This window comes from Providencia sp. wls1914 (assembly GCF_009706645.1).
GTDB lineage: Bacteria > Pseudomonadota > Gammaproteobacteria > Enterobacterales > Enterobacteriaceae > Providencia > Providencia zhijiangensis.
Genome location: NZ_WLUN01000003.1, coordinates 240,008 through 255,667, shown reverse-complemented (window position 1 = coordinate 255,667; position 15,660 = coordinate 240,008). Strand labels below are relative to the sequence as shown.

12 protein-coding genes and 3 pseudogenes are annotated in these 15,660 nt (G+C 45.3%); 5 read left to right on the top strand and 10 right to left on the bottom strand.

Going from position 1 to position 15,660, the window contains the following annotated elements; translation table 11 throughout:
• From GKR74_RS02025 to GKR74_RS02000, 6 genes and pseudogenes are all read right to left on the bottom strand, one after another.
• Window positions 1-981 (bottom strand): LacI family DNA-binding transcriptional regulator, encoded by a 981-nt coding sequence (locus GKR74_RS02025; RefSeq protein WP_336431286.1) that lies wholly within the window; start codon window positions 979-981, stop codon window positions 1-3.
• Window positions 888-1,751: pseudogene (locus GKR74_RS02020) on the bottom strand (ribonuclease Z). The gene GKR74_RS02025 and the pseudogene GKR74_RS02020 overlap by 94 nt, the downstream one beginning before the upstream one ends.
• On the bottom strand, window positions 1,741-2,799 hold the full coding sequence (locus GKR74_RS02015) for an ABC transporter ATP-binding protein (protein WP_154602310.1): 1,059 nt from the start codon (window positions 2,797-2,799) through the stop codon (window positions 1,741-1,743). Before GKR74_RS02015 ends, GKR74_RS02020 begins: the two are co-directional and overlap by 11 nt.
• A 12-nt stretch (window positions 2,800-2,811) precedes the next feature.
• Window positions 2,812-3,624 (bottom strand): carbohydrate ABC transporter permease, encoded by an 813-nt coding sequence (locus GKR74_RS02010; protein WP_154602309.1) that lies wholly within the window; start codon window positions 3,622-3,624, stop codon window positions 2,812-2,814.
• A gap of 5 nt (window positions 3,625-3,629) precedes the next feature.
• A pseudogene (locus GKR74_RS02005) lies at window positions 3,630-4,490 on the bottom strand (carbohydrate ABC transporter permease); the annotation flags it as partial.
• A gap of 61 nt (window positions 4,491-4,551) precedes the next feature.
• Window positions 4,552-5,769 (bottom strand): ABC transporter substrate-binding protein, encoded by a 1,218-nt coding sequence (locus GKR74_RS02000; protein ID WP_154602307.1) that lies wholly within the window; start codon window positions 5,767-5,769, stop codon window positions 4,552-4,554.
• 222 nt (window positions 5,770-5,991) lie between these two features.
• Between GKR74_RS02000 and GKR74_RS01995 the strand changes: the two are divergent.
• Both GKR74_RS01995 and GKR74_RS01990 read left to right on the top strand, forming a co-directional pair.
• Window positions 5,992-6,708, top strand: a pseudogene (locus GKR74_RS01995) (helix-turn-helix transcriptional regulator).
• A gap of 32 nt (window positions 6,709-6,740) precedes the next feature.
• Window positions 6,741-7,340: a glutathione S-transferase family protein gene (locus GKR74_RS01990; protein WP_154602305.1), complete on the top strand. Its 600-nt coding sequence runs from the start codon at window positions 6,741-6,743 to the stop codon at window positions 7,338-7,340.
• Between the two features lie 87 nt (window positions 7,341-7,427).
• On the opposite strand, the gene gorA is transcribed toward GKR74_RS01990, so the two are convergent.
• Together gorA and GKR74_RS01980 are read right to left on the bottom strand one after the other, a co-directional pair.
• Complete coding sequence (gene gorA, locus GKR74_RS01985) at window positions 7,428-8,780, bottom strand: glutathione-disulfide reductase (protein ID WP_154602304.1); 1,353 nt, start codon at window positions 8,778-8,780, stop codon at window positions 7,428-7,430.
• A gap of 132 nt (window positions 8,781-8,912) precedes the next feature.
• The gene (locus tag GKR74_RS01980) at window positions 8,913-9,755 is read right to left on the bottom strand and encodes a 23S rRNA (adenine(2030)-N(6))-methyltransferase RlmJ (protein WP_154602303.1); all 843 of its coding nucleotides are present in this window, start codon (window positions 9,753-9,755) and stop codon (window positions 8,913-8,915) included.
• 229 nt (window positions 9,756-9,984) lie between these two features.
• On the opposite strand from GKR74_RS01980, the gene GKR74_RS01975 reads away from it, so the two are divergent.
• Window positions 9,985-10,386, top strand: a complete 402-nt coding sequence (locus GKR74_RS01975) for a DUF1090 domain-containing protein (protein WP_154602302.1) — start codon at window positions 9,985-9,987, stop codon at window positions 10,384-10,386.
• A 175-nt stretch (window positions 10,387-10,561) separates the two neighbouring features.
• Window positions 10,562-11,554 (top strand): inner membrane protein YhjD, encoded by a 993-nt coding sequence (gene yhjD / locus GKR74_RS01970; protein WP_154602301.1) that lies wholly within the window; start codon window positions 10,562-10,564, stop codon window positions 11,552-11,554.
• A gap of 62 nt (window positions 11,555-11,616) precedes the next feature.
• Here yhjD and GKR74_RS01965 read toward each other — a convergent pair whose 3' ends face one another.
• Window positions 11,617-12,675 (bottom strand): NAD(P)H-dependent flavin oxidoreductase, encoded by a 1,059-nt coding sequence (locus tag GKR74_RS01965; RefSeq protein WP_154602300.1) that lies wholly within the window; start codon window positions 12,673-12,675, stop codon window positions 11,617-11,619.
• 244 nt (window positions 12,676-12,919) lie between these two features.
• Here GKR74_RS01965 and GKR74_RS01960 point away from each other — a divergent pair, with 244 nt between their 5' ends.
• The gene (locus GKR74_RS01960; RefSeq protein ID WP_154602299.1) at window positions 12,920-13,912 is read left to right on the top strand and encodes a serine hydrolase domain-containing protein; all 993 of its coding nucleotides are present in this window, start codon (window positions 12,920-12,922) and stop codon (window positions 13,910-13,912) included.
• A gap of 61 nt (window positions 13,913-13,973) precedes the next feature.
• Here GKR74_RS01960 and GKR74_RS01955 read toward each other — a convergent pair whose 3' ends face one another.
• Window positions 13,974-15,506: a M16 family metallopeptidase gene (locus GKR74_RS01955; protein WP_154602298.1), complete on the bottom strand. Its 1,533-nt coding sequence runs from the start codon at window positions 15,504-15,506 to the stop codon at window positions 13,974-13,976.
• Window positions 15,507-15,660 lie beyond the last annotated feature (154 nt).

Sequence of the window (15,660 nt, the reverse complement as noted above, 5' to 3'; positions counted from 1 at the left end):
TTATGCGCTTTTGCGCACAATCAGCTCAGGTTCAAGCTTAATAAGATTCGGTTGATTCTCTGACTGCGCCCAAATACCTTCGAGCAAGGTAATCACTTGCTGGGCAATGCGATTCACAGGCTGCGCCAATGTGGTGAGCTGATACCCTTCCCACCCCGCCATCGGAATATCATCACACCCCACGAGTCTGAGTTGCGCAGGAACCGCAATATTCAGCGCTTGCCGGCAACAATCCATTACCCCCAACGCCAAAGAATCCGCGGCACAAAATAAGCCATCCAGCGATTGAAGTTGCTGCTGATGCTGCAAAGCCGCCTCAAAGCCCGCTTGATAACGATAACTCCCCGTGGATAGGCACACTGGCTCGGGACAGCCCGCTGCCATTAAATAGCGTTTAAAGCCTTGATAACGCTCATTTGAGGCTTGCCCATCTCCACGCCCTGCCAGAAATCCCAACCGTGTTAAGCCTAAACTTAATAGATATTTTGCCGCCATTTCTCCGGCTAATTGGTTATCTGTTTGTACTGAAGGGATCAATCCCGCTGCATCACTGCGCCCCAATGTAATTAGCGGTAAAGAGAGCTTTAAACATTGATGAAAATGCTCCGCTGGCAGTGACCCCACCACAGCGACCACCCCATCAATTTGATACCCCGATAATTGCAAAATCGCCGCATCAAGGTCGTCCGCCTGTTTCACATTCAACAGCATCGGCTGTTTTCCGTGTCCTTGTAATGCGCTGGATAAGGCTTCAAACAAATAGGATTCATACGGGTTCGATAAATCACTGACAAGGATCGCCACGATATTTGAACGTTTTTTCTGATTAGGCGTACTCAGTGTTCGAGCAAAAAAATTAGGTTGATAGCCCAGTTGCTTCGCCGCATCTAAAATCTTTTGCTGCTTTTTCGGGTGGATACTCGCGCCTTCAGTAAATGCCCGGGATACCGACGAACGAGAAACACCTGCCACTTCCGCCACATCCGATGCCGTCACTTTGCGATTTTGCATCATGATAAACATTCCCCCTGCTGAGCCAACTGAAGAAACGGATATTCGTCAATATGTTCACGCAGGCTATCTCGGTAACGCGGTTCAATATGATAAAGCCGCCATTGGCTATTCGATTTTGGAGATAACTTTTGCAACCGCTGGTGTAGCGATGCCCAAGAGCCATGACTCGGATGAATATCGAGGGTTTCACATTCCAAAAACACCCAATCACTTTGCAGTGCCAGTTGTTCCCCTTGAGATGAAATCTCGCCATCCCCTGAATAAAACAGACTGCGCCCCGAATTCGCCGTCAGGTGCAAACTACGGTTACTGACCGAATGTTGCGTTAACGCCGTTGCCACTTTCCAATCACCAATAAATTGAATTTCTTCACTATTTTGTTGGATGATCTCAAAACCTAATTGCGCTTTAGGCCAATGGGCAAAGGCAAGAAGCGGCGCTAATAGCACCCATTGCTCCCGCTGAGCAATGATAGTTAGTGGACGCTTTCGTCGGTACGAATCCATCCAGTTAAGCAAGGAGGTTAGCCCCAAACAGTGGTCAGGGTGGGTATGGGTCAAATAGATAGCATCCAATTCTTCCACATGCATTTGTCCAAACAGCGCTTGAGGTACCGTTGGGCCACAATCCACCAGCAATTGATAATCTGATTCTTCCACAAGAATGCTGGCATTGATGCGCTCACTATCATAAGCATCCCCCGTTCCCACTACCGTAATTTGAAAGCTAGGCTGCATGGTTTGTCCTTGTGTTAGCCATCTCAATCCGTTGTTCCTGCCCATCAAAAAAATGCAGCGTCGAACGCGCTAAGCTTATGGGCAACCTATCCCCCACACCATAAATCTGGTCACTCTCCACCACAAAATGCTGCCCTTGTAATGAACCCTTATCTTGTAATAGGCCATAGTAAAGCCGAGAATGCCCAAGAGGTTCCACCACGGTGATTGGCATAAAGGCATCTGGGTTTTGGTTATCCACCACCACTTGATTAGGGCGAACGCCCACACACTCAGCCTCTGCAGGTAGCAGAATATTGACTGAATCGAACATTTTCGTTGCGAGAAAATTCATCACCGGTGACCCAATAAACGATGCCACAAATTTATTGGCAGGCTTCTGGTACAGCGTTTCAGGCGTGCCAACTTGCTCAATACATCCTTGATTTAATACCACAATGCGGTCAGCCAAGGTCATCGCTTCAACTTGGTCGTGAGTCACATAAATCATGGTGGCTTTCAGGTTTTGGTGAAGTTGCTTCAAGTAAATGCGCATTTCACCACGCAACTTGGCATCAAGGTTAGACAGTGGTTCATCAAACAGAAATAACTCTGGGTCACGCACAATCGCGCGTCCAATTGCCACTCGTTGACGCTGCCCACCAGATAACGCCGATGGTAGTCTGTCAAGCAAATGGGTTAATTGTAGATTCTCTGCGGTTTCCCGTACTTTTTGGGTAATTTCTCGCGCACTCATTCCCGCCATCTTCAGCGGAAATCCCATATTTTTTTCCACGCTCATGTGGGGATACAGGGCGTAGGATTGGAATACCATTGCCACTTGTCGCAGTGAGGGATGCACATCATTTAGAGGTTGGCCATTGAGTTTCAGCTCCCCGTCGGTGATGGATTCAAGCCCTGCAATCATGCGTAACAATGTGGATTTCCCGCAGCCAGAAGGCCCGACAAACACCACAAATTCGCCATTGTCGATAGTTAAATCCACTTGTGGGATCACGCAATGCCCTGCGTAGCTTTTACCAATATTAATCAGTTCGAGTTTTTTCATGATAAGTGCCTATTATTTCAATCCCATCGAGAAGCCACGTAATAAATAGCGCTGCATATAGCCCGCCAGTGCCAGCATCGGCAATGAAGAAACAATCCCTATCGCCATCATTTCTCCCCACGCGGTACCGTCTTCAGTCATAAAATTAGAGATAAATAATGGGATGGTGAATTTGTCGGGTGTATGAATAAATAACAGCGAGAATAAAAACTCATTCCAGCCGAGGATCATGGAGAAAATCGCCGTCGCGACTAACCCAGGCGCACAAAGCGGAAATACGATATAGGCTAAACGGCGCAGTAAGTTCGCCCCATCCATCGCCCCGGCCTCTTCAATTTCTAATGGAATATCGCGAATAAAACCGAGCAGCATCCAGATACAAAATGGCAAGGTATACACCTGATAAGACAAAATCAGCCCAATGCGCGTATTCAGTAACCCGACTTGGTTCATCAAGGAATAGAGCGGGATGGCAATCACAATCGGCGGCATCATTTTGATAATCAATACACCGAGCAAAAACACGTTATCGAGCTTAGCGGGGAAGCGATAACGCACTAAGGCGTAAGCACAAAAGAACGCGAGCACCACCGAAACCGCGGTTGCCCCCACAGAGACTAAAACCGTGTTGCCGACTAAGCGCAGTAAATCCCCTTCAAATAGCTTTTCAAATGCGGATAAGCTCAATTGGCTTGGCAATAATTGCGCCCCCGATTGCATAATTTCAGACGGGGATTTAAACGCCGTGCCGAACATCCAAATAATCGGCAGCGTCATGAAAAACACTGCCAACCAAACCAACAATGTATGTATTTTGGCTTTCATGATCAGCGTCCTTTCATTACGTTGCGGGCATAAATCAATGTCATCAGCAAGGAAATCGCCAACATCACTAACGCCGCCGCACTCGCCATGCCTAAGTCAAAGAAGCGAAAACCGTATTTATAGACAAACATGGATAATGTCTCGGTGGAATTTCCGGGGCCGCCCCCCGTCATCACATACACTTTGTCGAATAACTTAAAGGTGTCGATAGAGCGCAATAAAAACGCCAGCATCAGTTGCTTTTTGATCAGCGGAAGCGTGATGTAGACAAAGGATTTCCAGCCTTTAGCGCCATCCACCATGGCCGCTTCGCCAATATCTTTAGGAATGGACTGCAAGCCCGCCAAGATGATCAGAAATGCCATTGGCGTCCATTGCCATGTATCCACTAACGCGATGGAATATAAGGCTAAATCTGGATTAAATAGCCACTCTTGGGCGGGTAACCCCACCGCCACCAGCAGGCTATTTAAGAACCCAAAATCGTAGTTATACCAAGAGCGCCAAATCGAGGAACACACCAGCGTGGAAAGCATCATCGGGTAGATAATGATGGGCAATGCAAATTTACGCCCAGCAAATTGACGGTTAAACAGCAGTGCTAGCCACAGCCCTAAAAGAACTTGGGCGATGGATGCCACGAGGGTAAACACGAAGGTATTTTTAATAGCAGCCAAAAAGAAAAAGTCATCGAACAATTCAGAAAAATTCGACCAGCCAATAAAGTGGTAGCAGTCATCGATATAATCCACTTGCCCAAATGCGTGATACAGCACGGAAAGAATAGGATACAGCGTCAATAACCCCAGCATAATCAGCGCTGGGAGGAGTAACCAAAACAACTGTTTACGGTTTTCAAATAACATACTCAGCATTCCATAAAGGCGCTAGAAACTAGCGCCATGAAAACATCACTATTTTTGGGTGCTATTTTTTGGTACTACGTTCAATGCGTTTTTGCGCTTGTTCCAAAGCTTGATCCGCGGTCATTTGCCCCATCATTGCCATTTGTAAAAAGTCCCCAAGAATACTTTCCACTTCGGCCCAATTTTGAATGCGTGGGCGCGCTTTACCGGCTTCTAATGCAGCAGCTTGTTGCGGATACCAACGGTATTGACTAACAACTTGCGGGTCTGCATACACGCTATGGCGCGTCGGAGGCGTACCGAAGTTTAGTGCTAACGCTTTTTGCATTTCGGCGCTGCTCGCAAATGCAAGGAATTGTTCCGCTTCCACTTTATTTTTCGCATCTGCTGGAATGGCAAGCTGCCAAATACCCAGCATTGGTGCGGGCTGTCCAGTTTCTGCTGGCGGTGCCATCATTTCCATTTTGCCAACCACATTCGAGACTTTGGCATTATCAAGATCAGGCACCCAAGCTGGCCACACTTCGATTGCCATCGCTGCGGTACCTTTTTGTAATGCATCACGTACTTCATCCGCGTTAAACACATCCACCCCTTTCGGTGCATATTGCTTCATGGCTAAGAAGGTTTCTAACGCTTGTTTGGCTTGCGGGGTATTCAAGGTTGGTTTTCCGTTACTATCGACAACATCGCCACCATATCCCCACAAAATTGGCAAAAATCCCGTCACGATCGGGTTGCCTTTTACTCCGCGATACACCACGCCATTGGCTTTGCCATCTTGGCTAATGGTTTTCGCTGAGTTCAACACATCCGTCCATGTTTTCGGTTGTTGAAGCTTGTACTGGTCGAACAGGTCTTGATTCCACGCAAACATCGCCACGTTGCCCACCATTGGCAATGCATAGCTCGCACCTTTGCCATCTTGACGGCCGATATCTACGGTGGACTGAATAAAGTCTTTATCTTGGAGTGAATCAGGAAGTGGGGATAGCCACTTGTTAGCAAGGAATTCAGGTGCCCACGTGTCATCCATTAAGATCACATCATAGTTACCGGTTTTTTCGCGCATGGAGAGCACGACACTTTCATACAACCCTTTACTCGGACGCTTAACTAAGGTGATGTCTGACTTGGGATTATTTTTTTTATATTCATCGACCACAAACTGCATCGCATCACCGTAACTGCTATCTCGTCCGGCAATAATTAATTCTGAGGCGCTAGCGCCAAGTGTTGAGGCTATCAGAGCGGATGCCAATAATGTGCGCTTAATCATTTGCTTCTCCTAGTGGATGTCTCTTGTTTTTTGTATGAATTTTCGGTTGAGTCGTTTTTGCACGCGCGTTCAAATTGCCATGGCAGGCTACGGCTGGAAGATGACAGTTAGATGAAGGTGAAGTGAAGGTTTTATTCAGAATGATAAACACGATTGGAATTCAAGGATGGCTTTCTTTAGTATGATGGCAATTCTTTGCATAACATCCTAACTGAGAGCCGAATGACTCGCACCCAACGCTTACTCACGCTGATTCAGATCCTGAAAGAGAATCGCTATCCGGTCACCGCTGATGCCCTCGCCTGTCAGTTAGAGGTGAGTGTTCGTTCCATTTATCGGGATATTGAATCGCTACGCGACCAAGGGGCTGAAATTACCGGGGAAGCGGGCATTGGTTATCAGTTAAAAAGCGGATTATTATTGCCACCATTAATGTTCGATGAAAACGAACTGGAAGCACTGATATTGGGTTTACGCTGGGTACAAAGTAATGCCGATGAAGAACTCAAAAATTCAGCTCTACGCACGCTCAATAAAATCAATGCCGTGGTGGGTAAAGAGGCGCAGATCATCCTAAACAGTAATACGTTATTTGCCCCGACGACTCAACTTAATGAAGTTGACGAGCATGTGGCTAAAAATTTGCGCTTGAGTTTACGGGAAGAGCGCAAAGCCAAAATAGCGTATGTGGATATTAAAGGGCAATCCAGTGAACGGATTATTTGGCCGATTGCAGTGGGCTATATGAAAGACACCCAAGTGTTAGCAGCTTGGTGCGAGCTGCGTCAAAGTTATCGCCATTTCCGCTTAGATAGAATGCAATCTTACACCGTGTTAAGCGACACACTTCCCTACCCGAAAGGTTATTTACTCACCCGCTGGCAGCAAGAAGTCTTGTGCGTCACTCCTGACAATTTCTGACACCGCCTTCGCTTATAGTCAGTGCTCTACTTCATTTAAGGAAAAACACGATGAGCGAGCTAGTTCTATTTACCAATGCAATGTCCCGCGGCAATACCGTTGATTTACTATTAAAAATGATGGACGTTCCCTATAAGCGCATTGAATTAGCTTATGGTGCAGAGATGCACACCAAGGAATACCTTGCCATTAATCCGATGGCAAAAGTACCAGCTTTAGTTGATGGTGATGTGGTTGTCACGGAATGTGCGGCGATTTGTCTTTATTTAGCCGATAAATTTATTGAAAAGGGCTTTGCCCCTGCACTCAATAGCCCTGAGCGTGGTGCTTATTACCGCTGGTTTTTATTCACCGCAGGCCCGATTGAATCTGCGTTTACCGTCCTTGATTTAGGTGTGGAATTAACAGAAGAGCAGCAAAAATCGTCAGGTTTTGGTAGCGTTGAACGCACTTTAGCAACACTAGATGTCTGCCTTGCCAGTGCCAAGCCCTATATTTGCGGTGAAACATTAACCGCAGTGGATGTGTATGCCGGCTGCTTTGTGATGTTTTTAATCAAGTATTGCGGATATACCGCAACACCGCCGATGCAAACCTATATGGATAGCCTAGCAACACATCCAGAAATTGCCGCGCTGTTAGCGATGTAGTACGTACTATCATCACCGTGAAATACAAAAAGGCGCAGAATTAACCTGCGCCTTTTTAATTTCTCGCTAAAGAGAGTTAAACGATGCTTAACGCATTGTCACAAACTCTTCGGCAGCCGTCGGGTGGATTGCAACAGTGTTGTCGAAATCTTTCTTAGTTGCGCCCATTTTGAGAGCGACCGCGAAGCCTTGCAGCATTTCATCCATACCAAAACCGATACCGTGGATGCCGACAATTTTCTCTTCTTTACCCACACACACCAGCTTCATGCGGCATGGTTGGCGATGAGAAGTCACCGCGGTATACATCGCAGTAAATGAAGATTTGTAGCATTTCACTGCATCAGCACCATATTTTTCAATGGCTTCTGGCTCGGTTAAACCTACTGTGCCAATTGGTGGATGGCTGAATACCACCGTTGGTACGTTGGTGTAATCTAAATGCTCGTCAGGCTTGTTATTAAATAAACGCTCAGACAGACGGCGACCCGCAGCAACCGCTACTGGCGTTAACTCTACCGCACCGGTGTTATCGCCTACCGCGTAAACACCAGCAACATTAGTATTCTGATATTTATCGACTTTAATATAGCCTTTCGCGTTTAACTCAACGCCCGCCGCTTCAATATTCAGGTTATCCGTCATTGGCTCACGACCGATTGCCCAAATCAGCGCATCAACAGTTTGCTCGTGACCATTTTCTAATTTCAGTGTCAGTGAACCGTCTGCATTTTTGACCACTTCTTTCGGAATGGATTCTGTGTGCAGCGTTGGACCTTCTGCATTCATCACTTCCACTAACGTTTCAACAATAAGCGGGTCAAACGCACGCAGTGGAGCATGTTTACGCACAAACAGGTGTGCTTCGCTACCTAAACCATTCAGTACGCCAGCCAGTTCAACGGCAATGTAGCCCGCACCGACAACAGCAACACGCTTAGGCAACGCTTCCAGTTCAAAGAAACCGTCAGAAGTCATGCCATATTCTGCACCTGGGATCTCAGGGATCACCGGGCGACCACCCGTTGCGATCAAAATATGATCCGCAGTGTAAATTTCGCCATTCACTTCAACGGTATGTGCATCAACAAAACGAGCAAAACCTTTGATCACATCGACTTTGTTATTGCCAAGTACGCGATCGTAAGATTGGTGGATACGGTCGATATATGCAGTACGGCTCTCAATTAATTTCTTCCAGTTGAAATCATTGATAGTGGTATCGAAACCATAGTCTGGACCATAGGCGCGAATTGCTTCAGAAATTTGCGCTGCATGCCACATCACTTTTTTCGGTACACAACCGACGTTAACACAAGTGCCGCCTAACTCTTTAGCTTCAATCAGGGCACACTTTTGTCCGTACATTGCCGCACGGTTCATTGACGCAATACCGCCGCTACCGCCGCCAATTGCAATATAGTCGTAATGTTTGCTCATAACTTGGTTGTTCCCATTTGTTGAATTACGAATACGTTAATATTCTCTTATTATGCTATGTAAACATAAACATTTAAGATAGCTATTGCCTGTTACTGCAATAGCCAGAGTCTATTGCTATTCCGGTACAATTTACTCAGGTACAATCCACTCAACTAATGTATGCCCAGTGCCTTCTGGTACCAGTGTTTTATGTAACCATGGCAGGACATTTTTCATCTGCTGCTCAAGTTTCCAAGGCGGGTTAATGACAATCATACCGGATGCCGTCATGCCGCGTTGGTCGCTATCAGGGCGCACCGCTAATTCAATTTGCAGAATTTTACGGATACCCGTTGCTTCTAGCTGGTTCACCATGCGTTTGATTTGCTGGCGCAGAACTACCGGATACCAAATCGCATAAGTGCCTGTTGCGAAACGCTTATAGCCTTCGACAACGCCTTTTACGACCGCTTCGTAGTCTGATTTCATCTCATAAGGTGGATCCATCAGCATAAAACCACGGCGGCTTTGCGGAGGTAATTTCGATTTTAACTGCTGATAACCATCTTCGCGGGCAACTGTTGCACGCTCATCGCGAGAAAATTCAGTACGCAATAATGGATAATCACTTGGGTGTAACTCGGTTAAAATCAGTTTATCGTGCTCGCGCAGTAAATGTTTCGCTAATAGTGGCGAGCCTGGGTAATAACGTAAGCGACCGTTTTCATTTAAACGGCGTACAACTTGCATATAAGGCAGTAGTTCCTCAGGTAAGTCCGGTTGCTCCCAAACTCGTGCAATCCCTTCGAGATACTCCCCTGTTTTTTCTGAATGTTCGCTGGTTAATTGATAACGACCCGCGCCGGAATGGGTATCCAGATACAGAAATGGTTTCTCTTTTTCTTTAAGAGATTCAATGATCAGACTTTGCACCGTATGTTTGAGAACATCCGCATGGTTGCCTGCGTGAAAGCTATGACGATAACTTAACATGTCGCGTTTATTTCCTGAGGAATTCAGCAGCCACATTTGTGAATGCTGTTAATAGAATCTGTACAGAAGGTCTGTTGAATGAAAAATAGACCGAATAATTTCTTTCGCGCCATTATAGCTAAAATTTGATGGGATTGTCATAGTGACAAAACATGACAAAATTGCACATGACCTTTCCTTACCAAAAAGTTATCCTAAGCAAAATTAAAAACCATAATAGGGAAAACCAATGAAACGAGTATTTATAATATCTTCCATTTTGGCGTTATTTTTAGTGAATAATTCTGCAATAGCAGGTAATTCATCCCAAGGGTGTGAAATCAAAAAGCAGAAAATTGAAACTCAGCTTAAATATGCCAAAGCACACGGTAATACCTATCGCGTAAATGGCTTAGAGCGTGCTCTCGAGAACGTTAACCGCTACTGTACCTCTGATTCGCTGTATCGCGATAGCCAGGAGAAAATTGCCGAAAAGCAGAAAAAAGTTGCTGAGCGCGAAGCTGAATTGCAGGAATCTATTCAAAAAGGTGACCCTGAAAAAATCGCTAAACATAAGCGTAAAGTTGCCGAAGCAAAGGCAGATCTTCAAGAAGCCCAAGACCTTTCAGACATCTACAAAGACACCCTTTAATAAAAATTCAAGTTTAATCAAATAGTTAATTTTTATTCTTTATCTCACCCTATGCCTAATTTTGGATAAATAAAGGCATAGGGTGAAATTATCAACAAACTTAGGCTATAGTATAAAAGAATATAGAATGGTGAATTATAAGCATATTTTGATTAAGCAGTGAAAAGGGGAACGCATGTCAGGCATGCAAGATGAGCAACAAAAAGAGACCAACAAATTAAAATCCACTCTAAACAAAAGCCTAGATGGCAGTAAAAAAGCCCTAACGTTCTCAATGAGGGTGGTTGATTTTGTTTGTGCAATTCCATTTATTGCGCATTTAATCCGCACGGCTCAACGTTTTACCGATAGAATGGGTAACCAGTTTGGTGCCGCAATTACCTATTTCTCGTTTTTATCTCTAATCCCCGTACTGATGTTTAGCTTCGCGGCGGCAGGTTTCGTGTTAGCCAGCAATCCTGAATTACTTGAAAAGCTCATTCGTGGCATTTCTGCCAACATTACTGATCCCACACTTGCCAATACCCTTGAACAGACCATTGATACCGCCATCCGCCAACGTACTACTGTGGGGTTAACGGGTTTAGCGTTAGCGGTCTATTCTGGCGTTAACTGGGTGAATAACTTGCGCTTAGCGATTTTGGCGCAATCTCGCACCATTTGGGAACGGAATGAATCGGAGCAAGAAAATATCATTTTCCGCTATATTCGGGACTTTTTCGCACTAATTGGCTTACTAATTGCGTTGATTGTCACCATTACACTGACCTCCGTAGCAGGCTCTGCGCAAGCGACCATTGTCAGTACACTTGGCTTAGACAGCATCGAGTGGCTAAGACCAGTTTGGACATTGATTGGTTTAGCGATTTCCATTACCGCTAACTTCTTATTATTTTTGTGGATTTTCTGGATTTTACCACGTATGCAGCACCGTCGCCGCTCACTACTGAAAGGCACCTTACTCGCTGCTATTGGGTTTGAAATCATCAAATCTGTCATGACATGGATTTTACCAACCTTAGCCTCTTCACCATCGGGGGCAGCTTTCGGTTCAGTATTGGGGTTAATGGCATTTTTCTATTTCTTTGCCCGACTCACACTCTTTTGCGCCGCGTGGATTGCCACGGATGAGCCGAAAGGTGGCGCACAAGACGTTCTCACTTCTTAATCTCAATCATAGGGGAATGACGGATTTATCATTCCCCTATCTCATTTATTCCATTTATTTGCTTATTCCATCTCTTTCACTAACGTCGCCATCAAATCTTTTGCACTCATTTCACGGACTTTTGCCACATTTTGTCCCGCCCAATGAGCTGCAAATTCATCACTGCCTGAGTGAGTAGCCGCGGCATTCAGCTGCTTACCCACATCGTAAGCAATCGGGTAATCTGGCAATTTATTCACATCATATTCCTGCCCTGCCTGCATAAATTGATTGAAAATACCTCGAGCAGGCCGCCCTGAGATAGCGGCAGTTAAATAAGTATTGTCCATCGTTTGGCTTTTCAGCTTACGACGATATCCTTCATTTGCCGCAGATTCTGGGCATAACAGAAAGGCGGTTCCTAATTGTGCGGCAGAGGCACCATGAGCAAGGGCTTGCTTGATATCCGCACCGTCCATGATCCCCCCTGTCGCAATAATCGGTAATTGGGTGTGTTTAGCAAGTAGCGCAACCAGCTGATTTGTCGTCAGTTCTTCATCTTTTAATTGCACATCAAACATGCCACGGTGACCACCCGCTTCTATTCCTTGCGCCACAATTGCATCAATACCCGCTTGTTCAATTAACTGAGCTTCATGTAAGTTTGTCGCCGTCGCCATCGTAAAAATACCTTCTTTTTTCAAGGCATTGATAACTTCACGAGACGGCACATTGAAGTGGAAACTCACGACTGCGGGTTTCATTTCTAAGAACAGCTCCAACATGGCTGGGTTATCTAAAAATGAGAGATAAATTTCATCCAATTGCTCCGGAGCTTGATGGTTAAATTGCTGAAATTTAGGCTGTAAATGTGCCAACCAAGCCTGTTCATTCTGGTTATTGCGTTGTGGTGTCGTATGGCAAAACACATTCACATTAAACGGTTTGTCCGTCAGTGCTTGAGTGGCGGCAATCATTGACCTTGCTTGATCTACCGAGCTCGCACCCAGTGCTAAGGAGCCCAATCCGCCCGCTTCACAAACGGCGGCTACCAACGCAGGTGTTGAAACCACCGCCATAGGTGCTTGAATAATAGGATAACGTAGGTTGAGGCGATGCAGTAATACATTGGAATGGCTCATACTTTCCTTACCTTTTTATGCTCACGCGATAGATGAATGGCATGTTAATAAATTGCATATAATATGTATCTTTAACATTCTATCTCAATATTAATCCAATGAACCTAACTGTTTTTCGGAATGTGATAACAGCCGCATTTCTCATTACTATCATAAAATTAGCAAACTAAACGCATTTTAAGCGTGTATGTTATAGCGACAAACAGCCGAAGATACAGTAAGCCTGCACCTAAGGAAGCCGACAATGCTAATCTCTCAATTGGAAAATCTATCTTGTGGTGTCGTCGTTTATTACCATAATCAGCCACAAAACTGCATTGGAACATTCTGCGCGCGAGGTAGCGATCTTGCGAGGAAACCATTAACTGTCGATACGCCTTTGCGCATTGCGAGTAACACCAAACCCTTTACCGCCGCAGCGATTTTACGCTTGGCTGAAATGGGAAAACTGTTTGTGGATGACGGTATTTCTCATTATATTTCACCAAAATACAATCAATTACTCTCACCAAAATATGACACAGAGGCGATTACCATCCGCCACCTACTCAGCCACAGTAGCGGGCTATTGGATCATGCCAACGAAGAATACCTCAAAGACGTCTTAAAGCGCCCTGATTATCAATGGACACGTTTAGAGCAAATTGAGCTATATATTCAGCAAGATCACTCCTTTTTCCGTCCTTCCGAAGCTTTTATCTATTCTGATACGGGCTATATTCTGCTTGGAAATATTATTGAACGAATGACGGGGCAAGCATTGGGAGAAGCTGTCCGAGAACTTTTGAAATTTAATGAAATTGGCTTGCAGAGCGCTTACTGGGAAACGTTTGAATTCCCTGCCACAACGGAACCTCGTGCAGAACAGTACCTCGGAAAACTCGATTGCTCCGACATGGATCCTTCAATGGATGTGTATGGCGGTGGTGGCTTAGTGATGTCCTCGAAACAAATGGCACAGTTCTTTGAAGCGCTATTTAGCGGTAAGATTTTTGCCAAGTCGGAAACGTTAGACACCATGTTAAGTGCAGGTTCCCATGAAGGGGCGCAAGGCTATCGGCAAGGGATCATGGTCAGCGAGGTCAACGGCATGACACTCTATTCCCATTTAGGCTTTTGGGGTTCCGTTGCGTACTACTCACCGGCAACTCAAACCAGTGCTGCGGGTTTTGTGGATAATCGAGATTCACGGAACGTACTGATTAACGCGATTGAAGCATTGTTGACGTCTAAATAAAGCGCCATCAACACAAAAAAATAGCCCTCATTATTGAGGGCTATTTTTATTCAGTTAACCACTAACGAGTCAATGGTGCTGGAATCGGTAACGCTGGTGCAGGCTCGCCCTCTTGAGGCTCTGCGACTGCTGGAGATTCAGGTGCCGGCTCCACAACCACAGGTAATTTAGGCCATAACACTTGCGTGAATTTCTGACGAATTTGCTCCGCATCCATGGTCTGTTTTTCTTTCGGTTGCGCTAAGACAATCGCTGCTTCTTGAGACAGTAAACGACGTGCTTCCATGTTCACTTGTTCAAGATTTTGAGTCCCTAAGAACGCTTGTCTGAGTAATTGATACTGCTCAGGAGCGATATCCACAACGCCATTTTGTTGTGAAATCAAACGCTGGCTAATTAACACATCGGTACTGGTACGTGCATATGCCGCAAACAGTTGTGATAATTGAACTTGCTTCTCTTTCATCATGTCGTTGAACAGCTCTGGGTCAATACCATTTTGTTTGATTGTCGCCAGTTCGTTCAGCGCCACATCTGCTACTGCGGCCATTTTTTCTGGTGGTGCAGAAATGGCTAACGTGCAACTCGCTTTTTGATACTGAACACGACAATCTAAGCCAGGGGTCACACCATCTTCAGCAAACTTTTGTTTAAAGGTTTTCTGCAATGAGCGGTAAATGGCTTCACGAGCGAGGTCGCTTCCCCAATAACGCAGCAATACGTTGGAATCCTTAATGGGTAACCAATCGATATCCCAAATTAGAGAAAGCGTATCTTGCGTTGATTTATCTTGAAGAATATCAATTGCCTGAGGCTTAACTGACGATAAAACGGCAACCGAAACAGGCTCAGAGCGCTTGCCTTCTAATGATGAAAACGCTTGAGTGATACTGTCAGATAGCATGCGAGAATCCACATGTCCCGCGACGTATAACGTCATAACATCGGGTGTGTACCATTTTTGATAGAACGAATTCACACTGGCTAAATCGACTTTACCGTTTGGCTTCTGCCCTGGATCATAACCTAGCATCGCCGACCCATTGAGACGGGCACGCCAAACAGGGTCATTGGCATTTACAGGCAAGGTAGCCACTGGAATATTAGGAACTGTTAAGCCACTCTGCAATGAATTCTCAGTATACTGCGCCCCAGCGACAGACGTTGCCAACCAACTTAATGCTTGTTTCACCAAATCAGGGCGGTTGTTAGGCAGGCTTAAACTATAAATTGTGTAGTCGTAAGAAACCACGGCTGGAGGTAGCGGCATATCAGGGTCGGTTGCCTGACGCCAAAAATTTTGTAATGTAGCTGCAGGGAAAGCTTCAGATTGATGGAATAGCGCCATTCTAGGGATCAGATAACTGTACCCTTTTTCACTGGCTTTTTCAGATAACGAACCTGTTTTAATGGCTAACCGAAGTTGGATTCGATCATTTGGACGCTGTGGTGTTTGTAATAACTGCCAATTAAAGCCATTCTCGAGCTTTCCTTGCTGCCATGCTGGATCGGGTTGTAAAGGTTCAGCACTAGCAAAACCAGTGACTGATAAAAGTACCACGCCGATGATATATCGCACTTTCAAACCCTGCATGTAGACCCCTATGTTCTTTATATCCTTGTATTTAACCGTAAACAGCAACAGAAAAATTAACGAAAAACGCTAATTGACTCGGTTAAGCGATATAGTTTGGCTTCATCAAAAATTTGATTATCACTATACCCGAAAAAAACATCGTTGCATGTTA